Source organism: Gottfriedia sp. NPDC056225 (assembly GCF_042267765.1).
Classification (GTDB): domain Bacteria; phylum Bacillota; class Bacilli; order Bacillales; family Bacillaceae_G; genus Gottfriedia.
In genome coordinates, this window is the sequence record NZ_JBHJTJ010000027.1 from 17,207 (window position 1) to 37,959 (window position 20,753).

20 protein-coding genes are annotated in these 20,753 nt (G+C 34.9%); 2 read left to right on the forward strand and 18 right to left on the reverse strand.

Features of this window, described 5'->3' with window-relative positions:
• Nucleotides 1-78: 78 nt before the first annotated feature.
• The 6 genes from dgoD to ACFCYN_RS16705 all read right to left on the reverse strand — a co-directional run bounded on the left by dgoD (nucleotide 79) and on the right by ACFCYN_RS16705 (nucleotide 6,294).
• Nucleotides 79-1,227, reverse strand: coding sequence for a galactonate dehydratase (gene dgoD, locus ACFCYN_RS16680; protein WP_172443749.1), 1,149 nt, complete (start codon nucleotides 1,225-1,227; stop codon nucleotides 79-81).
• Entirely contained in the window at nucleotides 1,224-1,880 is a 657-nt protein-coding gene (locus tag ACFCYN_RS16685) for a bifunctional 4-hydroxy-2-oxoglutarate aldolase/2-dehydro-3-deoxy-phosphogluconate aldolase (protein ID WP_375950448.1), read from the reverse strand. The genes dgoD and ACFCYN_RS16685 overlap by 4 nt, the downstream gene beginning before the upstream one ends.
• 23 nt (nucleotides 1,881-1,903) lie before the next feature.
• Nucleotides 1,904-2,863 (reverse strand): sugar kinase, encoded by a 960-nt coding sequence (locus tag ACFCYN_RS16690; protein ID WP_375950507.1) that lies wholly within the window; start codon nucleotides 2,861-2,863, stop codon nucleotides 1,904-1,906.
• Nucleotides 2,864-2,879: 16 nt separating this feature from the next.
• Nucleotides 2,880-3,629 (reverse strand): IclR family transcriptional regulator, encoded by a 750-nt coding sequence (locus tag ACFCYN_RS16695; RefSeq protein ID WP_172443747.1) that lies wholly within the window; start codon nucleotides 3,627-3,629, stop codon nucleotides 2,880-2,882.
• Between the two features lie 376 nt (nucleotides 3,630-4,005).
• Nucleotides 4,006-5,397, reverse strand: coding sequence for a glycoside hydrolase family 1 protein (locus tag ACFCYN_RS16700; protein ID WP_375950450.1), 1,392 nt, complete (start codon nucleotides 5,395-5,397; stop codon nucleotides 4,006-4,008).
• Between the two features lie 153 nt (nucleotides 5,398-5,550).
• Nucleotides 5,551-6,294, reverse strand: a complete 744-nt coding sequence (locus ACFCYN_RS16705; RefSeq protein ID WP_375950452.1) for a metallophosphoesterase family protein — start codon at nucleotides 6,292-6,294, stop codon at nucleotides 5,551-5,553.
• A 204-nt stretch (nucleotides 6,295-6,498) separates the two neighbouring features.
• Between ACFCYN_RS16705 and ACFCYN_RS16710 the strand changes: the two genes are divergently transcribed.
• Nucleotides 6,499-6,633 (forward strand): hypothetical protein, encoded by a 135-nt coding sequence (locus tag ACFCYN_RS16710; protein WP_375950454.1) that lies wholly within the window; start codon nucleotides 6,499-6,501, stop codon nucleotides 6,631-6,633.
• 112 nt (nucleotides 6,634-6,745) lie between these two features.
• Here ACFCYN_RS16710 and ACFCYN_RS16715 read toward each other — a convergent pair whose 3' ends face one another.
• The 12 genes from ACFCYN_RS16715 to ACFCYN_RS16770 all read right to left on the reverse strand — a co-directional run bounded on the left by ACFCYN_RS16715 (nucleotide 6,746) and on the right by ACFCYN_RS16770 (nucleotide 19,609).
• On the reverse strand, nucleotides 6,746-8,206 hold the full coding sequence (locus ACFCYN_RS16715; protein WP_375950455.1) for a CoA-acylating methylmalonate-semialdehyde dehydrogenase: 1,461 nt from the start codon (nucleotides 8,204-8,206) through the stop codon (nucleotides 6,746-6,748).
• 29 nt (nucleotides 8,207-8,235) lie between these two features.
• On the reverse strand, nucleotides 8,236-9,246 hold the full coding sequence (iolC, locus tag ACFCYN_RS16720; protein ID WP_375950457.1) for a 5-dehydro-2-deoxygluconokinase: 1,011 nt from the start codon (nucleotides 9,244-9,246) through the stop codon (nucleotides 8,236-8,238).
• Between the two features lie 15 nt (nucleotides 9,247-9,261).
• The gene (gene iolB, locus ACFCYN_RS16725) at nucleotides 9,262-10,086 is read right to left on the reverse strand and encodes a 5-deoxy-glucuronate isomerase (RefSeq protein ID WP_375950459.1); all 825 of its coding nucleotides are present in this window, start codon (nucleotides 10,084-10,086) and stop codon (nucleotides 9,262-9,264) included.
• Between the two features lie 26 nt (nucleotides 10,087-10,112).
• Entirely contained in the window at nucleotides 10,113-11,978 is a 1,866-nt protein-coding gene (gene iolD, locus ACFCYN_RS16730) for a 3D-(3,5/4)-trihydroxycyclohexane-1,2-dione acylhydrolase (decyclizing) (protein ID WP_375950461.1), read from the reverse strand.
• A 115-nt stretch (nucleotides 11,979-12,093) separates the two neighbouring features.
• Nucleotides 12,094-13,086 carry a LacI family DNA-binding transcriptional regulator gene (locus ACFCYN_RS16735; protein ID WP_172443740.1) on the reverse strand — a complete coding sequence of 331 codons (993 nt, stop codon included), beginning with the start codon at nucleotides 13,084-13,086 and terminating at the stop codon, nucleotides 12,094-12,096.
• Between the two features lie 27 nt (nucleotides 13,087-13,113).
• The gene (gene iolE, locus ACFCYN_RS16740; protein ID WP_172443739.1) at nucleotides 13,114-14,022 is read right to left on the reverse strand and encodes a myo-inosose-2 dehydratase; all 909 of its coding nucleotides are present in this window, start codon (nucleotides 14,020-14,022) and stop codon (nucleotides 13,114-13,116) included.
• 16 nt (nucleotides 14,023-14,038) lie between these two features.
• Nucleotides 14,039-15,007 carry a Gfo/Idh/MocA family protein gene (locus ACFCYN_RS16745; RefSeq protein ID WP_172443738.1) on the reverse strand — a complete coding sequence of 323 codons (969 nt, stop codon included), beginning with the start codon at nucleotides 15,005-15,007 and terminating at the stop codon, nucleotides 14,039-14,041.
• Between the two features lie 4 nt (nucleotides 15,008-15,011).
• Nucleotides 15,012-15,800, reverse strand: coding sequence for a sugar phosphate isomerase/epimerase family protein (locus ACFCYN_RS16750; RefSeq protein WP_172443737.1), 789 nt, complete (start codon nucleotides 15,798-15,800; stop codon nucleotides 15,012-15,014).
• Nucleotides 15,801-15,815: 15 nt separating this feature from the next.
• Nucleotides 15,816-16,646, reverse strand: coding sequence for a carbohydrate ABC transporter permease (locus tag ACFCYN_RS16755; protein WP_375950463.1), 831 nt, complete (start codon nucleotides 16,644-16,646; stop codon nucleotides 15,816-15,818).
• Nucleotides 16,633-17,580, reverse strand: a complete 948-nt coding sequence (locus ACFCYN_RS16760) for a carbohydrate ABC transporter permease (protein WP_172443735.1) — start codon at nucleotides 17,578-17,580, stop codon at nucleotides 16,633-16,635. Before ACFCYN_RS16760 ends, ACFCYN_RS16755 begins: the two co-directional genes overlap by 14 nt.
• A 38-nt stretch (nucleotides 17,581-17,618) precedes the next feature.
• Nucleotides 17,619-18,902: an ABC transporter substrate-binding protein gene (locus ACFCYN_RS16765; protein ID WP_375950465.1), complete on the reverse strand. Its 1,284-nt coding sequence runs from the start codon at nucleotides 18,900-18,902 to the stop codon at nucleotides 17,619-17,621.
• A 455-nt stretch (nucleotides 18,903-19,357) separates the two neighbouring features.
• Complete coding sequence (locus ACFCYN_RS16770; RefSeq protein ID WP_375950467.1) at nucleotides 19,358-19,609, reverse strand: hypothetical protein; 252 nt, start codon at nucleotides 19,607-19,609, stop codon at nucleotides 19,358-19,360.
• An 834-nt stretch (nucleotides 19,610-20,443) separates the two neighbouring features.
• On the opposite strand from ACFCYN_RS16770, the gene ACFCYN_RS16775 reads away from it, so the two are divergent.
• Nucleotides 20,444-20,656: a hypothetical protein gene (locus tag ACFCYN_RS16775; RefSeq protein ID WP_375950468.1), complete on the forward strand. Its 213-nt coding sequence runs from the start codon at nucleotides 20,444-20,446 to the stop codon at nucleotides 20,654-20,656.
• Nucleotides 20,657-20,753 lie beyond the last annotated feature (97 nt).

Here is a 20,753-nt window from a genome sequence, read left to right on the forward strand (position 1 = left end):
AGGAAATTTATAATATTAAAATCTGAATATTAAGAAAAAGGAAATTATATGGGGTGGCTAAAATACCACCCCTATGTTTTACCACTCAGCTACGCTGCCATCACGATGACGCCATACTGGATTCTGCCATTGGTGACCTTCTTTTGCCATTTTACGTACATGCTCTTCATTAACCTCAATGCCAAGTCCTGGACCTTGTGGTATTTGAACATAACCGTTTTCGTAATGGAAGACAGATGGGTCTACAAGATAGTCTAATAAATCGCTACCTTGATTATAGTGAATACCTAAGCTTTGTTCTTGAATAAAAGCGTTATGTGCAGTTGCATCTACTTGTAAACAAGCTGCTAAAGCAATTGGGCCTAGAGGACAGTGCGGTGCAGCTGCCACATCGTACGCTTCTGCCATACTTAATATTTTCTTGCATTCTGTTATGCCGCCTGCATGTGATAAATCTGGTTGAATGATATCAACATAACCACCAGCTAATAAAGGTTTAAAATCCCATCTTGAGTACATGCGCTCACCAGTTGCAATCGGAATAGAAGTATGAGCTGCAATCTCTTTTAATGCTTCATTATTTTCAGGCAAAACTGGTTCCTCAATAAACATCGGTCTAAATTCTTCTAAAGCTTTTGCAAGCACTTTTGCCATTGGCTTATGTACACGTCCATGGAAATCAATTCCGATTCCAATATTTTTACCGACAGCTTCACGAACTGCTGCTACATTTTCTAACACGCGATCAACTTTATCGTAAGAATCGATATATTGAAGTTCTTCCGTTCCGTTCATTTTTACAGCTTGAAAGCCTTTTTCTACACAGTCTAGAGCAGCTTTTGCTGTATCGCTAGGACGATCTCCACCAATCCAAGAGTACACTTTAATTGAATCGCGACAAGCTCCACCAAGCAACTGATAAACTGGTGCGTTAAAGAATTTTCCTTTGATATCCCATAGAGCTTGGTCAATACCAGCAATTGCACTCATTAATATTGGGCCACCTCTGTAGAAACCACCGCGGTACATTACATTCCAATGATCTTCGATACGTAGTGGATCTTTACCAATTAAATACGTCATTAATTCTTCAACGGCAGCTTTTACAGTTGCTGCTTTTCCTTCGATGACAGGCTCTCCCCAACCGACAATGCCTTCATCAGTCTCAATTTTTAAAAATAACCATCTTGGTGGTACTTGGAATAATTCATAACCTGTTATTTTCAAAGTGAACACTCCCCTATCTCAATTGTTGCTTTAGCTGCTAAGGTAAATTGTCTTGCTTTTTCTGTTAATCTCACAAAATACTCATCTGTTAATGCTTCTTTTGTATTCACTAGTGAACTACCAATTCCTAGACCTGCAGCACCTGCAGTTAAATAGTCCCTAATATTATTTAAACCGACTCCACCTGTAGGTAGTAATGGAATTTGTGGCAAAGGACCATGAATATCTTTGATAAACTGAGGTCCGAGCACCGTTGCAGGAAATACTTTAATAATATCTCCACCCAGTTCATAAGCTTTTAAAATCTCAGTAGGTGTGAATGCAGCCGGAATACTGATCGCACCATATCGTTTTGTTAGTTTGATTGTTTCTACATTTAACGTCGGAGAAAGAATGAACTGTGCCCCAGCAAGTAGAGCGCTTCGAGCCGATTCAGGATCTAAAACAGTTCCTGCTCCAACTGCCATTTCTTTTCCAAATTCATCTGCAACCATCTCAATTGCTGATAATGCTTTCGGTGAATTCATCGTAATCTCGACGATTCGAATTCCACCTTCATATAAAGATTGTACAATTCTCAAAGTATCCTCTGGTCTTGCGCCACGTACAATCGCGATTAATTTATTATCTAGTATTTTTTGTAGTGTACTCATTTGCCGATACCTCCTCTTCCAATCTATCGATTTACTTCTTCTCCTGAAGTAATATTGAAAAATTGGTACAATTCTTCCCTATTAGGCAATCCTTCAATATCTCCATTAACAGTACAAACCATTGCCCCAATCGCACAGCCTCGTTTCACTGCTTCACCGATGCCTTGTCCGTCAAGAAGACCCGATATGACGCCCGCTGCAAACCCATCACCTGCACCAACTGGATCGACTACATTTTTCACGCTAAATCCATCCACATAACCTTGGTCAGAACTAGAATTTTCGGAATAAAAAGCACCTTTCTCACCTAGTTTAATGACAACTGTCTTGGCTCCTAGTGAATGAAAGGAAGCTGCTACTTGTTCACATTGCTTTGTTCCAAATAGAAACTCGCACTCCAGTATTCCAGGCAGAATAATATCAGATTGACCTGCGATGGCTAATAGTGTTGCCCGAGCCTCTTCTTCTGACCAAAGCTTTCTACGAAGATTTGGATCAAACACTACTTTTACACCATTTTCCTTCGCAACGCTAATCGCATGGAAAATCGTTTCTTTACAGGAAGTGCTAAGTGCAGGTGTAATGCCAGATAAATATAAATACTTCGACTTTGCAATATACCCTTGATCGATGAATGCAGGCGTAAGTTGACTTGCTGCTGAGTTGTTTCGGTAATAGTAAATATTTACATGATCCTCATTTACAATTTCTTTGAAAAATACACCAGTAGATGATTGTTCATCCATTGCCACTTGACTTACATCTACCCCTTCTCCTCTGACTGTGGTCAAAATTTGCGCACCAAACTCATCTTTTCCTAGCTGGCTAATCCATCCAGTTTCATGCCCTAATCTAGAAAGCCCAATCAACGTGTTAGTTTCTGCTCCCGCTATTTTAGAGTTAAACAGATTCGAATAACGCATTTTTCCCATTGAATTCGGAGTAAACAAGATCATCGTTTCTCCTATGCTTATAACGTCCATGTTTTCACCTTTTTTCTTATGAAATGCATCCAATTCCTTCAGAAATTTTTCTAGAAGTCCAAAGAACTCTTTCAACAACCTCACCCTGTTGAGCTAACATTCTTTCCTTTGGTCCAGCTACACTAATAGCTGCATGTATTTTACGATCTGCACCGAAAATAGGAGCAGCGACACAATACAATCCTTCTTCATTTTCCTCATCATCAATCGTGTATCCGATTAACGAATACTGATACAGTTCTTTCTCAAGCTCTTCCCTGTTGGTAATCGTTTTCGGTGTAATTGGTACTAATTGAATCTGATCCAAAATTCTGGAACGATCCTTTTCTGACATATTTGCTAAAAATGTTTTCCCTAAACCCGTACAATAAAGTGGCTTACGGAAACCTGTTTGAGCAGTCGTTCTAATTGAACGCTTACTATCAATTTTTAAAACATAAACTAATTCTTCCTCTGATAACGTTGCCATAAATACTGTTTCTTGAACATTTTGCATTAGCTTTTCAAGATAAGGCTTAGCAACTAAGGAAATATCTAAATTCTCCATCGCCATCGTTCCAATATGGATCAACTTCGCTCCTAATTTATATCGTTTTGAAGGGTCTAATCTTAAGTACCCTTGAGCTGAAAGGGTAGCCACTAAATTTGAAGTACTGCTCTGTGGAAATAATAGACTTTCACTTATCTCTTTAACCGTTAACCCATCAGGTTCACGAGATAATAATTCAAAAATTTGAAGAACGCGTTCTGCCGATTTAACCGACATATATTACTCCTTCCTCTATATCACATATGTGATATAGAATCATATATATGATTTTTATGAAGGAATACTAACATACGTATTTAAAAAACGTCAATAAAATTTGCAAACGTTTTCTGAAAAATTGAGAAATAATGATTATGACCAAATAATATTCAGTCCAAATAACCTAAATAATATCGAGTAAGAACTAGCACTTGCTCTCGATTCAGGGTAGAAGGCTCACGCAATTATTCACTCATGCCTTCATAGAAACCGCCGTTCCGCGTCGACAAGGGCATCTTTGTCTTACTCTACTCGGGACATTATGCACTTTCAGGACAAAAAAAAAAAAGCAAGGGAGTTTATAGACTCACATTGCTCTTATTACCAAATATACTTATGGGTGAACCGTCTCAGAAACCCCATCCAATTCTGCTCCATTTGAAGCAATTACCTTTTGAAACCAATAAAAGCTTTTCTTTTTATATCTTTTTAAATCTCTTAAATCTGTTTCATCACGATTTACAAATATAAAGCCATATCGTTTTTTCATTTCACCTTGAGAGCTAAGTAAATCTGTTGCGCCCCAAGTCAAATAGCCGAAAACTTCCACGCCTTCTTCCATTGCAAGTTTCATTTGTTCAATATGTTCTTTTATATAATCAATTCGATACTGATCATCTACCGTCATATTTTCATTTAATTGTTCCCTAACGCCAATCCCATTTTCTGTGATAAAAATTGGTAAGCGGTATCTTGCGTATAAATCCTTTAATGCGACTCTAAGTCCGATTGGATCGATTGACCATCCCCACTCATTTGCTTCTAGATTTGGATTTGGAGTTACTCCACTTATTACATCATTTTTATTATTTACATCTAACTTCACGGTCTGACTTTGATAATAACTAATACTTAAATAATCAACTGTATTTTCTTTTAATAAATTTACATCACCATCTTCAAAAGTCGGCATGATGCCTTTCTTTTTAAGCTGACTTGTTACATAAGATGGATATTCTCCATTCGCAAAAACGTCACAGTAGAAGTCAATTAACAACTCTTTTGTCTTTACATTAGCAATTACGTCGCTTGGTCTGCAGGAAATAGGATATGTCGTTAAATAAGTAACCATTCCAGCCATTTTTCCGTCTGGTATTATTTCATGTAGAACTTTAACTGCTTTAGCATGCGCAATAAATGAATTATGTACAGCCTGATAACTTAATGCTTCCTTATTTTCATCTGTTACTTTTACACCTAATAGTTTTGGCTGAATTAAGAATAGATTTTGCTCATTAAATGTTAACCAATACTTTACTTTATCTCGATAGCGTTCAAATACCGTTCTTACATAGTTTTCAAATAAATCAACTACTTTTCTAGAAGCAAAACCATTATATTTTTCTGCTAATGCTAATGGTATATCAAAATGGTATAGCGTGATTACAGGCTGGATCCCGTTAGCCAATAACTCATCAAATAAATTATCATAAAACTGTAATCCCTCTTCATTTGGTGCACCTTCCCCTGTTGGGAAAATTCTTGCCCATGAAATACTTGTACGATAAGCAGTGAAACCTAATTCTTTGAATAAAGCGATGTCTTCTTTATAGCGATGATAAAAATCAACTGCTATTTTCCAATCAGAAAATCCTTCTGGAACTGGTCTCGCATCGACGATCGAAGGGCCTTTTCCACCTTCATTCCAAGCTCCTTCAGTTTGAAAGGAAGTTACCGCTCCTCCCCATAAAAATCCTTCAGGAATAATCTCATTATTTGTCGGCATAGCTATTCCTCCATTTTAAAAGTAGTCATATTACTTTATGAGATTTCTTGGCCAAACTATTACTTAAATAATGATTTTAAATGACTAATTACTGATCATGCATTCACTAGAAAAAAGCACCGTTCCATATAGGACGGTGCTAAATTGATTGAATTAAATTTCATACTTTGTTGACTTCGTCTTAGAAGAAATTGAATGTGTAGAGACAATTTCATCTTTATTCACTTTAATACCATGCAATGAGCCACCATAAGCAGCTGCTCCATCTATACAAATCTTCGTTTTACAAGGTGAGTACCAAATATCAAATTTGCCTTCTGTTTTATGTAATATTGATGTCGGGGTATGGCCAAATATAAACGTTTTATCTGTTTCATTTTTTCCGTAATGGAATGCATCACGAATCCAGTAAAATTCTTTATCAGTAGTATCCTTCCAATTTGCGAGACTTAAGTCTACCCCAGCATGAACGAAAACATAATTTTCCCATTCAAAATATAATGGTCTATTTTTTATAAATTGTAATTCAGACTCAAATTGTTCTTTCATTAATTGTGCTACTTCAATAGGCCCTCTTTTATTTGTAATTTCAAATTTAAAAAATGAATGAATTGTTTCAATGCCACCCTGTCCATAATAATACGCTTCTTTTAACTCTGGTTGCTCAAGCCAGTCCAAAAGCATTTGCTCATGATTTCCTAAAATCACAACCGCTCCATATTCTTTTTCTAATTGCTGCGCTTTTAACAATACCTCGTACGGATTCTCACCACGATCCACTAAATCACCAAGTAATACTAGCTGTTCATTATCCGAATTCCATTTCTTTAGTAACTTTTCTAATTCATTAATGCTGCCATGAATATCTCCAATTGCAAATACCGTATCTTTGTTCATAAAATTAAATCCTCCATAAACCTATTATCCCCATTAAATTATTTAAATAATATAAATAGTTTAACAAATATAAAAGTAAATAATCTAACATATTGCCTTTTTAAATATTGAAATATAATTTCTTTGCCTAAGAATAAGCTAGGATAGTTTTTTTACCAAAGGGAATAATGAAAAGGTAAATTTTTAGTAAAGGGGATTTTTGAAATGAGTAATGAGAATAAAGAAGTAAGTAGTAATGATTTTTATATTGCAGATTTAACTAGTGATGCTAAGAGTAAGATTGAGAATTTGGAAGATGAATTGGATATTACTTTAGTTGCTTATGATTGTAAGAAGTGAAATTAAGATAACCCGCAAGGAATTCAATTCCTAGCGGGTTCTTTGTTAAAATAAAGCTGATTTTAAGATTAATTACGTTAGTTTCACCATTATTTAAACTATGTTAATCATTCTACCAACGAGCAGTCAGCATCTTCTTCCTAGTATAAAACTCAACTCCATCCGATCCATTTGCATGTAAATCACCATAAAATGAGTTTTTATATCCTGAAAATGGGAAGAATGCCATTGGGGCAGGTACTCCTAGATTTACACCTAACATACCTGCATCGATTGTTTCACGGAATAGGCGAACATGACTTCCGTTTTGAGTAAATAGGCAAGCGCCGTTTGCGAATTCGGATTTGTTCGTTAAGTCGATTGCTTCTTCTAAACTATTTACTCTTACGATTGATAATACTGGTGCGAAGATTTCTTCTTTCCAAATTTTCATATCAGTTGTTACGCGATCAAATATTGTTGGTCCAATAAAATAACCTTCTTCTGCTGTAGCTTCGTCTTTTCTTCCATCACGTACTAAATGGGCTCCTTCGTTTTCACCAGATTCGATATACTGAATTGTTCTGGCTTTATGGCCTTCTCGAATAACTGGGCCAAGAAAGACACCTTCATCCATTCCGTTTCCAATTTTAATTTCATTCGCAGAATTATGTAGTTTTTCAAGCAATGGGTCAATTACTTCACCAACTGCAACTACAACAGATGCGGCCATACATCTTTCACCAGCTGAACCAAATGCTGCACTTGTAATTTCTTTAACAGCTATATCTAAATTAGCATCTGGCATTACAATTGAATGGTTTTTAGCACCTGCTAAAGCTTGTACTCGTTTTCCGTTTGATGCAGCTGTTTTATATACATATTCAGCAACTGGTTGCGATCCTACAAATGAAATAGCTTTTACATCTTGATGTTCTAGTAGTCCATTTACAACATCGTGCGCTCCATGAACAATATTTAAAACGCCATCTGGTAGTCCAGCTTCTTTAAATAATTCTGCTAGGTGATTTGCAAGTAATGGTGTACGTTCCGACGGCTTTAAGACGAAAGAATTTCCACAAGCAATCGCTAAAGGGAACATCCAACATGGTACCATCATTGGGAAATTGAATGGGGTGATTCCACCAATTACACCAATCGGATATCGATACATACCTGATTCAATATTCGTTGCAATATCAGGTAATTGTTTCCCCATCATTAAATTTGGTGCACCTGCTGCGAATTCGACACATTCGATTCCTCGTTGTACTTCTCCGTGTGCTTCGCCAAAGCTTTTTCCATTTTCTAGTGTAATTAATCGAGCTAATTCATCCCAATGATCTACAAGTAATTGCTGGTACTTAAATAAAATACGCGCTCTTTTCGGAACTGGTGTTTTCCCCCAAGTTTGAAATGCCTCTTTAGCAATTTCAACTGCGTGATCAAGCTCTGCACGTGTTGAAAGTGGCACATTAGCAATGATTTCATTTGTTGCAGGATTATAAACCGGTTCATTTGATACTGATTTTGAATCTACCCATTGTCCACCAATAAAGTTTTTAATTGTTTTTACACTAGTCGCTGTATCCATTAGAAAAGCTCCCTTCGGCTTATGAATTTTTAGGTTGTTACGATTTCGCCATTCTGACATTTTTGAATGTATTCTTTAATTTGATTCACTGTAGGCATTGCCTCTGAACAACTATGACTTGAGATGACAATTGAAGCTGAAGCTGCACCGAACTCCATTGATTCCGAAATATCCCAACCTTCCATTAAGCCATAAATGAAGCCAGCAGCATATGAATCACCTGCTCCAAAAGTCTTAATTACGTTTGCAGGAAAGGTTTTTCCGCTAATCTTTTCTCCATTTGACGTGTAAGCAATCGAACCATCTTTGCCGTGTTTAATCACAACAATTTTCGCATGATAGCTAAACCATTTTTTCGCCGTAATTTTATCCTCACGATTTGGATTATGCTCGAAACGTTCCATTAGATCGAATTCTTCTCTCGTTCCAATAATGACATCACATTTTTGAGCAATTAAATGATAGAAAATCGCAGTTTCTTCAATTGAATTCCAAGAATAAGGTCGATAATCAATATCAAAAAATACACAAACACCATGCTTTCTTGCATACTCAACAGCTAAGAAAACCGCTTCACGGGAAGGACTTTTCGCTAAAGCAGTACCTGAAATTAACAATGCTTTTGCACTTTTAATATAGTCTTCTTTAATATCTCTTGGCTCTAGCTTTAAATCAGCTACATTGTCTCTATACATTAAGATACTGCAATCATCAGGACTTTTAATTTCAGTAAAAGCTAATCCAGTTTTTGTACCCGATTGATCAATTAAAATATTCGAAGTATCAATTTGATTTTTAGTTAAATAATTTAAAATGAATTTTCCCATTTGATCATCAGCGACTCGCCCAATGAATCCAGTTTTTTTTCCTAATCTAGACATACCAATTGCAATGTTTGCAGGTGATCCCCCAACATATTTTGTAAATGTAACTGTTTCTTCCATCGGTCGATTAATTTCATTTGCATTTAAATCAATACATAATCTACCTAGAGCAATAAAATCGATTGGTGATTGATTACTAAATGTTAAATGATTCATCTTCTCTCCTACTTTCTATGATTTCAAAATAAGTTTGTGGTTTAAAATCCATTCATGATTCGGATCATTTTTGAACTTCCATGTACGATTTGGCCCAGCCATTACATTTAAATAATAAAGTTCGTAGCCAGGAAGAGCCGAAACCGGATGATAACCTTTTGGAACAAGTACAGCATCTCCGTTTTTAACTGTCATTGTTTCATTTAGGGACAGGTCGTCTGTATATACTTTTTGAATTGCTATACCTTGTGATGGATTCATACGATGATAGTAAGTTTCTTCTAATAAAGATTCATGTGGTAAATTATTTTGGTCATGCTTATGTGGTGGATAACTAGATGAATTTCCTTCTGGTGTAAAAACTTCGACAACTAATAAACTGTCTGCAGGTTCGTTTTCTGGTAAAATATTATGCACCTGTCGTTGAATATTGCCCGCTCCTCGAATTTCAATTTCGATCTCTTCAGGTGCTATTAGACGTGCTGGATAAGTGCCATTGCTTGGAGCTGAGCAGACAGCAATTTCAAGATCGGTAATGGCTTCAACTTGATAAAAATCATTTGTTGAAATATAAACAGAATAAGGTGGAATTTTCTCAAAAATATTCATTCGTCTTCCGATACTTTCCCAAGACTCATGTTTCGTATAAATCGTTGCTTTTCCGCTTAATAACACTATGCAAACTTCTAGATTATTCGTCTGCTTATTAAGCGATTGCCCTTTTTTAAGTACAAAAGCTTCAAAGCCTACATAATCCCAATTTGCCGATTCAGGTGTTATTTTCATTACACTTCCATCCGGATTTGGCTCACTCAAGCTATGAACAATTAGATTAGTCATCTTGATCCCTCCACAATTTTAGATCCTTAATAAGGCTTCGTCCGTTGAATAGATGTTTCCATTTCTTGATGAGCTTTAACAACCTTTGGGCTATTAGAAACTTCCGAAACGCCAACTCTCCACCATGATTCATACCCGTCTGTATTCGTACCTGGTAAAACCTTAATATCGATCAAAGTAGAAGTCGTTTCTTCCTTTGCTTTTACTAAAGTTTCACGTAACTTTTCAACTGAAGTTACCGTATAGGCATTTGCCCCTAAGCTTCTAGCATGACTAGCGAAATCAAAATTCATATACTCTCCACTTAAGTGATTTTTATCATTTGAACGATATTTAAATTCATTTCCAAATCCTTCACTACCGTGAGCTCTTTGCAAGTTATGAATACATTGGTAGCCATGATTATCAAATAATAGAATTGTAATTTTATAGTCTTCTTGTAAACTAGTGACTAATTCTGAATGAAGCATTAAATAACTTCCATCTCCAACAAATGCGTAAACATCTCGATTTGGTTCAGCCATTTTAGCACCGAATGCCCCTGAAACTTCATAACCCATACAGGAAAAACCATATTCCATATGATAAGTTTTCGGGTTTTTACTTCTCCATAAACGATGTAGATCACCAGGTAAACTTCCAGCTGCACAGACGATAATATCTTCATCATTTATAAATTGATTTATTTCTCCAATAGCTCTTGTTTGTGATAAACCTTCTTTCATTTCAATACTGTATAATCGATCAACTTCTTGATCCCATTCCGTTTTCAAAAATTGAATTTCATTTTGCTGATATGAACTACTATATTCATTGTTTGCAAGGCTTTCATGTAACGTACTTAAAGCCTCTTTTGCATCTGCAACGATGAATGTTGCATCAAGTTTCATTGCATCAAATGAGCTAATGTTAATGCCTAAAAATTCTACATCATTATTTTGAAAAGCTAGTTTAGAACCAGTTGAAAAATCTCCTAATCTAGTACCAACAGCGATGATTAAATCAGCTTCCTTTGCTAATTTATTTGCTGCTAATGAACCCGTTACACCGATTGCACCTACATTTAATGGATGATTCCAAGGAATCGAACTTTTCCCAGCCTGCGTTTCTGCAACTGGAATTTGGAAGTCTTCTGCAAATTTGATAAGCTCCTCTGTTGCGAAAGAGTAATGCACTCCTCCACCAGCAATGATTAGTGGTTTCTTTTTCCGCTTAATTAACTGAACCGCTCTTTCATTAGCCGTTTTCACAACCGGTCTACGATCAACGTGATGTACTCTCTTTTCAAAAAATTGAATCGGATAATCAAAAGCTTCAGATTGAACATCCTGTGGTAAAGCAAGTGTTACTGCACCAGTATCAACTGGATCAGTTAAAACTCGCATTGCATTAATTGCTGCTGACATCAATGCTTCCGGACGTACAATTCGGTCCCAATATTTACTAACTGGTTTAAAAGCATCTGTCGCACTAATTGTATAATCAGAGGTATTTTCAATTTGTTGGAGAACTGGATCAGGCTGCCTACAAGCAAAATTATCTCCTGGTAAAAGTAACACTGGAATTCGATTAACGGTAGCTGTCGCTGCAGCTGTCACCATATTTAACGCACCAGGCCCAATTGAAGTAGTACACGCAAAAATTTCTAAACGATTTTTTTGCTTAGCATAAGCTGTTGCTGCATGCACCATTCCTTGTTCATTTTTACCTTGAATAAATAGTAGTTGTTCAGTACCGTATTCTAGTGCTTCACCGATCCCAGTTACATTACCATGTCCGAATATTCCCATAATTCCTTTTACAAATTTATGTTCCTCACCATCTAATTCGATATATTGATTATCTAGAAATCGAAGTAACGCTTGAGCCATCGTTAAACGAATTGATTCCATAGATCCTCCTAATTTTTTGACTTAAAAAGGCTTAAAATATGTAAAACTCCCGGAAAAAGGTTCAAAAATTGGGCACGTTGATAAAGTAAATACCCATCATCATGCCCCACTTTATTCATTCATTTATTTTACTTACTGTTCCGCCAACTTGAAGCGTTGGATTTAATACGATTTTTCTTGCAGAAGTTCGATCGCTATCCAATAAATCTAGTAATAAAGTTAGTGCTGTACTACCTAGTTCATGCATCGGCTGTTTAATTGTAGTCAATGAAGGATACACAATATTTGTGATCCATGAACCATCAAAACCGACAATCGACACATCACTCGGAACTTTATTACCTGCAGCTTCAAAAGCTTTCTTTACGCCAATTGCAAGAAGATCATTCGTTACAAGATAAGCAGTATGTTTTAATCCGCCTCTTAATATTTGCTCACCTATTTGCTCTCCATCTACAATTTCACAGCCTTTTGCATCAATGACTTCCCTATATGAGGAAAGACCTTTTTCTTCCATAATGATTTGATAAGCTCTTATACGATCTTTTATATCATTAAATACTGGCGGTTCTGAAATTAATGCCACTTTTTCATGACCATTTTCAATTAAATGCTGCATCGCTATTTGAATACCAGAGAAATTATCTGTAATGACACAGTTTGCTTTACTATCAAGTAAATCATTACCGATAATAACTAAGTTATCTACTTGTTTATTCAATTTGGCAACTTGTTTAGCAGTCATATCCATTAAAAGAAGTCCATCTACATTTTGTTTGTTTAAATAAGGAATATCATTGTCTTTGGTTAATGACAAGTTAGTCGTAACGATATTAATTCCTTTGTTTAATGCTTCATAATAAATCCCTTCTGCAACTTCTGCATAAAAAGGATTTATATTATTTGGTGTAACTAATGCGACAGTATTTGTACGTCCAGAGGCAAGAACACCAGCGGCTGCGTTATACTGGTATTGTAGTTGGTTGATTACTTCAAATACCTTTTTCTTCGTCTCTGACTTTACACTCGGGTGCTCATTAATTACCCTCGAAACTGTAGCAATAGATACTCCTGCATGTTTTGCAACATCATAAATCGTTACGGACATACTTGACACAACTCCAATCTATCTATTCTAAAGTCTTAAATTTGTAATCGATTCAATATAGTTTATTGATTTTTGTGCGTATTCAATCGGATTAGCTTGTAGTGAATCTTGTTCAGCTTCAATGACAAACCATCCCTGATAATTCACTTCAGCAAATGTTTTGAATATTGCTTCAAAATTAATTGTACCATCACCAGGTACAGTAAAAATACCTAATCTTACTGAATCATTAAAATTAATTCCATTGTCTCTCACGTTTTTTAATACATCTTCACGCACATCTTTTAAGTGAACATATTTTACACGATGACCATACTTTTTGATTACCTCTACTGGATCTACACCACAGTAATATAAATGGCCAGTATCCAATAATAATGAAACTACCTCTGGGTCAGTACCTGCACAAAGGGTATGAATCTCATCTAATGTTTCAACACCTGTCCCTGTATGAATATGATAAACAAGTGTCATTCGATGTTGTCTACAAAATTCACCAGCAATATTTAACCCTGTGCATAATGATGCCCACTCACGTCCAGTATATTTTCTTATCCCTTTATTTGAACGATCCTCTCTTGGGTCCCAGTGAACAGAGCCACCACCATCCGCTGTAACAACAAAGGTTGATCCCATTCGTTTTAAAAATAATACATGTGCTTTAAATTTTTGTAAGCTCTCGTCCAAATGATCTGGGTCAGAAAATAGAATGTCGCACCATCCTGATGTTAATGCTAAGTTTCTTTTTCCTAGTTCATTTTGTAAAGTAACAATATCCCTAGGATACTTACGCCCAAGCTCCGTACCTCTAAAACCAAGTTCATTCATTTCATCAACTATTTGTTGAAATGAATAGTGATCACCTAAATCCGCCATATCATCATTTGCCCAGTTAATTGGAGAAATCGCTAATTGACAATTATAGAAAGTATTCATTTTAAGTCCCCCTATTTTATACGTAAATAAGTTTTCCACCTTCACTTGCACTACGGTAACATGCGTCTGTAATAAGAACAGAACGATATGCATCATTAGCCGTTACACTAAATGGGGTATTATTTTTTACGGAATCTAAAAAGTCTTTATGCATTTGTACATAGCCCCATTTTAAATTGCGGTCGATTCCTTTAACGTTTTTAGTTTGCTGCTCTTGTTTTAATGGTCCACATTCTGTTACTAAATCCAACTCTTCTGTAATGATTGTCCCATGGTCACCCCATAATTGAATTCGCTCAGACGGCCAAGTCCAAGATGCATGGCCATTAGTACTTAATACAATTGACTGACCTTCTTCAGTTGTAAACATACATGAAAAATTGTCTTGTAAAGGGTATAGGCATTGCTGTGCAACACATCTCACTTCACGAATTTCACCCATTAAATAACGAACCATATCAAACATATGAATGGTTGAGTCATATAAAAATCCACCTGTTAATTCCACATTCGTTACCCAAGGAGGAGAAGTCATATCTCCATCATTCATAATGATATTTCCAGAATAAACTTTGAAGCCATTTTGAATAATTTGCTTTGTTTCTGCATAAACAGGAGCAAACCTGCGATTAAATCCGACGTATAATCGGTTTTCATCATTCCCGAGGACATTCATGATTTCATTTGCATCTTGCACACTTGTAACAAAAGGTTTCTCACAGAAAACTGTTGCTCCTTCTTTTAGAGCTGAAACAACTGCTTCTTTATGCTTCGTATTCGGAATTGTTATAAACACAACTTCCGCACCAGCTTGAACCATCTCAGCGACAGAACGAAATGCCTTTCCACCGTGAGTTTCACAAAATGATTTACATCTTTCAAAATCAATGTCTGTTACGCCCATAAATTCAACATCAGATCTCGTTTTTAATAGACTTGCATGTAAATTCCCCATATTACCTGCGCCAACAATCCCAATTTTCATGTATTTAGACCTCCATCGTTTCTTTTAATTCTTTTGCTAAAAACTGACCAAACTGGTTTACAACCGACTTCGGCTCAAGATTTCCTTCATACTCGATTGAAAGCCACCCATTATAATCTACGTCTCTTAATTTCCTTAAGATGGCCGGGTATTTAATCTCTACCTCTTCACCTTCACTATTAATCTCTTTCACCTTTGCATGTACATGCCCTGAAAAGTGAGCAGTTTTTAATGCACCTTCAAACTGGTCAACAAAATTACCAGTATCCAAAAGTAGTTTAATAGAAGGTCGATTTAAATCTTTGAACATCCTTAACACATCATCACTATAGGATAAAAATCCACCATGGTTATGATTTTCGATGACTGCCGTTAAACCAGCTTCTTCAACAATTGTCGCTGCTTGATTCACATATTGAATCATTGATTTCCACTGTTTTTCTTTATCAAAATCTGGCCAACCAGCAAATAAGCGGAAGTTTTGAATATGTAAAGCTTTCGCAATTTCAACCCATTCTTTTACTCGCGTAATCTCCGCGTTAATCTTATCCTCTGATTCAAATCCAAAATTACAATCAAATGCTAGATTAACGATTGGTAGCTCATAATGACGACTTAATTCAACAATTTCATTAAGATACTCACGATTGCGAGGATGAAAAATATGTTTATCCTCTAGTTCAACCCCATTTACAAACGGTAAAGTTGAACAATATTGAAAAAACTCCTCTAACTCCATTTTTCTTTCTAAAAGAAGCTGATCGAATGATTGAGAACTACAAGCAATTTTCATTAATATCTCTCCTCATTATTTAAGTGCACCCGCTGCAAGGCCTTTTACTAAATGCTTATGGATCAGTATGAACAAAATTAGTACTGGAATGGTACTTAATAGGGAAGCCCCCATCATGTAATTCCACTGAACATCGTATCTTCCAACAAAGCTATACAGACCAAGCGTAATTGGCATCTTACTATCTGTTTGAACAAATGTTAAAGCGAACAAAAATTCATTCCAAGCATTAATAAATGAAAAGACGCCAACTGTTACGATTGATGGAATTGCTAATGGAGTTAAAATGCGAATTAATGTATCAAACTTATTGCAGCCATCAATTTGCGCAGCCTCATCAATTTCAACTGGAATATTATTAAAAAACGAATAAATAAACCAAACTGCAAAAGAAATTGAAAATGTTGTATTAATAATAATTAGTGACCAAATACTGTCTAAAAAATGATGATTCGCGAACATTTTATATAGTGGGACTAAGATGATAATTGGAGAAAACATTTGAATCACAAGTAACAATGCCAAAACTGCATTCTTTCCTTTAAATTGCAAACGACTTAGAGCATATGAAGTAGGAATCGCTAGAACTAATACTAGTAGAGTAGAACCAAGTGCAATTTTAATACTATTCATAAAATAGATACTTAAATTTGTGTGGCTCCATAGCTTAATATAGTTTGAGAATACCATGTGTATTGGGAAGAAAACCGAAGTATCATATACCTCACTTTTCGTTTTTAATGATGTAATTAGCATGATAAAAAATGGAAAATCTAGCAGTATGATCATGAATAGGAGAAAGACCCAGCGTAATGTTGACCATCCATTCAGTCTAATTCTGTACACGTTTCTTCTCCCCCTTACTTAAGATGAAATAAATGACCGTGAAAACTAGCATAATTAAGAATGTCAAAAATGATAGTGCTGATGCTTGCCCAAAATCGATTTTTACGAATGATAATTTGTAAATCATTGTTACTAATGTTTCAGTAGAACCCGCAGGACCACCCTTTGTCAAAATCCAAATAATTGGAAAAGCATTAAATGCCCAAAAGATCGAAAGAACAATTACTAAAGAGTTAACCGATTTCATTAATGGCCAAGTAATATGTCTAAACTGTGTAATTGGTCCAGCCCCGTCTAAATTAGCAGATTCATATAATTCCGGATCAATCGATTGTAAGCCTGCAAGTAAAGTGATGACGATAAAAGATATATTCGACCAAATTCCTACAATTGAAACGACAATGAAAGCCGACGTTGGCGTCCCAAGCCATTGATGGTACTGCTGAATCAAATGAAAATATTTTAAAATCTGATTTAAAGGTCCTAATTCACCGTGGAAAATCCACATCCAGCTCATCGTTGCAATACTTAAAGGCGCAGCCCACGGTAAAACGACAAGAATATAAGCAATTTTCCTAAATCGAAATTTTTTGTTTAAAATTAAAGCAAGAAGATAGGCAAGGACAAAAGCAACACCAACTGTCACAATTACCCATAATATTGTTTGACCAAGAATTGCCCAAATGCCATCATACGTTACAATCGCTTTGAAATTCCCAAAAAATCCAACCGACTGGATTCTTCCAATTCGATTTACCTTCGAAACAGAAATTAATAGTGTTTGAAGCATCGGATAAATAATCGTTAAAAATACTAGTAGCAATGTAGGGAATACGAGTAAGTAAGGAAGTGCCATCTGAAAAATAGATATCTTCCTACGTTTTTTGTATGTTGAAACGCCTATCTTTTGTATGAACTCTGTCTGGGTAGGCACATGAATCTCCCCTCTCTTAGTAAAAACAATTGGTTTAATTAATTCGCATATAAATCTTTTACTTGTTTAGCAGATTCTTTTAATGCTGATTTTGGACTAATTTGTTGTAAATAAACCTTTTGAATTTCATCCGTTACAATGTGGTCCATTTGATCACCGAACTTACCAGTATCAGCATATTTATTGATTGCATTTGGTAAAAGAGATGCAAAGAACTTATTATTTTCTGTGCTATTATATTTAGGATCATTTAACACTGCCGTTAACTCTGGAATATTTCCATGGTTTAAAGCGAAGTTTAAACGATTATCAGGCTTATACATAAATTGTAGGAACTTACCAATTGCTGCTTTTTTAGAAGAGTCATTGCTCATAACTGAAATGACATCAGGCTGCATAACCGATTTTGAAACCATTCCTGGTTTTGCTGTCGGAACTGGCACCATGCCGTACTCAACCTTTTTATCTTGGTCTAGCATCGAAGCGAACCAAGGTCCAGTTATCATCATTGCGAGTTTCCCAGATTGGAAGATTGGTTGAACACCATTTTCCCATTCAATTGCATTTGGATTCGGATTTGTTAATCCATCTTTTACTAACTTATTTAAAAATGCTAAAGAGTCTACGCCTTGTTTTGAATTAAATAATAATTTATTGTGAGGTCCAAAATGTTCAGAAGATACGCTTGGATCTGAATTAAAGTAGAAATACTCAAAGCCTGTCATTACGTTTGGATATTTTCCACCTACACCAAAACCATAAACATCAGAAGAAGTTAATATTTTCGCATCATTGTAGAGATCATCCCAAGTTTTTGGAGCTTGTAAGTGATTTTTCTCAAATAAATCTTTGCGATAATATAAAACCCTAGGATCAAGAAAGAATGGTAAACCAGTTAATTTTCCGTTACTTCCTTTGAAAGAATTTAATGGAGTTTGAACAAATGTATTTAAAAGGTCTTTATTCACATATGAGTCTATTGGCTTAATCGCATCCATATCTTTAAATTCACCAATCCATAAACCAGATAAATTCGCAATATCAGGAGCTTGATTTCCAGTAACCCAAGTAACTAAACGATCATGATAGTCATTCCAGTTGCTAACTAATAACTTAACTTTAATATTCGGATTTTCTTTTTCAAAACGCTTAATCATATCCTGCATTTCAGGCTTAATCTTCGAATCATACTCTGCAACAGAAAATTTAATCGTAACCTTTCCATCCCCTTTTGTAGAAGCAGACTGTTGACTACACCCTGAAAAAAGAATCATTGCCACGAAAAGTAGAATCCAACTTTTCATTAGAATTTTTTTACTCATTTCCCTTCCCCATTCCCTTTAAATTTTATATTTTTAACTTTCCTAAATTAAAAAAGAAAATAAAAGTATGGCTTACAAAATAAATTTTCAATGATTCATGTAACTTCTTTCATAACAAAATCACTAACCCTACTCGTTAATCCTATGCACCACCATTCCGATTTTATGTAATTTTTATGAAAAATTAGTTAAGCGTTTACATTTATTATTTTATTATTGAGTGAATATTCTTTCAATAAAAAATATTCGTGTTTTTTCTACATATTACCAGAAATATCTAGTCGTTTTATTGTACATTAAAATACAATTAACAACTAAATTCTTCTCTAATTTACCTTCTTTTTATGAAAATAAATTTATTTACACTACTTTTCATTCGGTTGTTTCATAGATTTACATTCGCTTTCATATGTTTCAGACAATAAAAAAACACCTCTAAGAGATGTCGATTGATATTAGTATCTGTTATGATTATGTTCTTTAACAAAATAAAACCCTATCCCATTTTCTTGTCGAACAAATCCCTGTTGTGATGAACTATTTTCAACCATATTTTGTTCTTCCACAGAAACAGTAGTAACTACATCTCCCCCACCAAAACCATTAAAGTCGTTTGGTGCTTCTTTAGAAATTAGTCCTACATGTTCATTCCAATAGCCCATATACAATAATGCTATTGAAATACTAAAAATTGTTAAACCTTTCATATTTTCACCTCCAATCTAACCAATAATCATTTATACCCCTGCGTACACCAAATATATCCAAGTTAAAGTAACCAGAATTAAGATTATACTTAGAGCAATATTGATTAGTACATTCCATCTTCTATTAACTGAATTAATTGAAACCATTAAACTTAAAAGGCAAAATAGAATACTTATACTATTTAAACTTAAAAATAGATGAAAGCTGTTAAATACATTAAAAAAGGCATTGAAGAAAAAAATGGAGTAACAAAATTAAGAATGTAGGTACTTTTCAAAATAAGACACACCTTTGATTTTTTACATTGTGAATATATTAACATATCACTCTATTAGTAAAATGTTCTATATTTGAAAAATGTTTGAATATTAGCTTTTATTTACAGTTTGTTCCTCAAATTGTAACAACTTCTCATCATTTCATTTAATTTACAATGTTATATTGAATTTAATTTACATGGATAATTGAATTCGATTATAGAAAAGGAGAATGTTCATGAAAGTGATTATAATAGGCTTTTTAGTTTTCATATTATTTGTAGTAGTATTATCTGCTCCAATTAAATCCAATACTAATCAACAAAAAACGTAGTCGTTTCAAGTGAAGAATATGAGTTTGATCTTAATCAGATAGAAAATATTACAGAATCAGCAAAACAAGTATTTATAGGTCGAGTAATTGGACAATTGAAGACAAAATCTGATGACGGTGGTCCTTATACACCATATAAAGTTATTGTGGAAAATAATTTAAAAGGAGAATTGGGAGCAAGCCAGGAAGTTATTGTTGAATAGCGCATTGGCTATGATAAAAGCAAAAAAGTATTAATAAAGATGGATCCTAAGGATGATTTTTTAGCGCTTGATAATTCATATGTATTCGCAACAAGTAATTTAAAAGACAAAGATCGTTATAGGATAATCGTTCCGAAGAAAGGAAACACAAAAATTAAGGGCAAAAAAGATCGACTTCCAAACGAAGTAATTCTACAAGAGTTTAAGGATGCAATAAAGAAAAATGAAGATGAACATACAAATGAAATATGATTAATGATCATCCTCAAACCATTGGGGATTTTTTTAAATCTATTACACTTCAATAGGCCCAATTAATACCTTGGCCGTTAGATTTTCTATGACCTTA

Excerpts from the sequence above, each read along its gene's own strand:
- ACFCYN_RS16685 (WP_375950448.1), bottom strand. The coding sequence starts at position 1,880 with ATGAGTACACTACAAAAAATACTAGATAATAAATTAATCGCGATTGTA.
- ACFCYN_RS16690 (WP_375950507.1), bottom strand. The coding sequence starts at position 2,863 with ATGGACGTTATAAGCATAGGAGAAACGATGATCTTGTTTACTCCGAAT.
- ACFCYN_RS16695 (WP_172443747.1), bottom strand. The coding sequence starts at position 3,629 with ATGTCGGTTAAATCGGCAGAACGCGTTCTTCAAATTTTTGAATTATTA.
- ACFCYN_RS16700 (WP_375950450.1), bottom strand. The coding sequence starts at position 5,397 with ATGCCGACAAATAATGAGATTATTCCTGAAGGATTTTTATGGGGAGGA.
- ACFCYN_RS16705 (WP_375950452.1), bottom strand. The coding sequence starts at position 6,294 with ATGAACAAAGATACGGTATTTGCAATTGGAGATATTCATGGCAGCATT.
- ACFCYN_RS16710 (WP_375950454.1), top strand. The coding sequence starts at position 6,499 with ATGAGTAATGAGAATAAAGAAGTAAGTAGTAATGATTTTTATATTGCA.
- ACFCYN_RS16715 (WP_375950455.1), bottom strand. The coding sequence starts at position 8,206 with ATGGATACAGCGACTAGTGTAAAAACAATTAAAAACTTTATTGGTGGA.
- iolC (WP_375950457.1), bottom strand. The coding sequence starts at position 9,246 with ATGAATCATTTAACATTTAGTAATCAATCACCAATCGATTTTATTGCT.
- iolB (WP_375950459.1), bottom strand. The coding sequence starts at position 10,086 with ATGACTAATCTAATTGTTCATAGCTTGAGTGAGCCAAATCCGGATGGA.
- iolD (WP_375950461.1), bottom strand. The coding sequence starts at position 11,978 with ATGGAATCAATTCGTTTAACGATGGCTCAAGCGTTACTTCGATTTCTA.
- ACFCYN_RS16735 (WP_172443740.1), bottom strand. The coding sequence starts at position 13,086 with ATGTCCGTAACGATTTATGATGTTGCAAAACATGCAGGAGTATCTATT.
- iolE (WP_172443739.1), bottom strand. The coding sequence starts at position 14,022 with ATGAATACTTTCTATAATTGTCAATTAGCGATTTCTCCAATTAACTGG.
- ACFCYN_RS16745 (WP_172443738.1), bottom strand. The coding sequence starts at position 15,007 with ATGAAAATTGGGATTGTTGGCGCAGGTAATATGGGGAATTTACATGCA.
- ACFCYN_RS16750 (WP_172443737.1), bottom strand. The coding sequence starts at position 15,800 with ATGAAAATTGCTTGTAGTTCTCAATCATTCGATCAGCTTCTTTTAGAA.
- ACFCYN_RS16765 (WP_375950465.1), bottom strand. The coding sequence starts at position 18,902 with ATGAGTAAAAAAATTCTAATGAAAAGTTGGATTCTACTTTTCGTGGCA.
- ACFCYN_RS16770 (WP_375950467.1), bottom strand. The coding sequence starts at position 19,609 with ATGAAAGGTTTAACAATTTTTAGTATTTCAATAGCATTATTGTATATG.
- ACFCYN_RS16775 (WP_375950468.1), top strand. The coding sequence starts at position 20,444 with ATGGATCCTAAGGATGATTTTTTAGCGCTTGATAATTCATATGTATTC.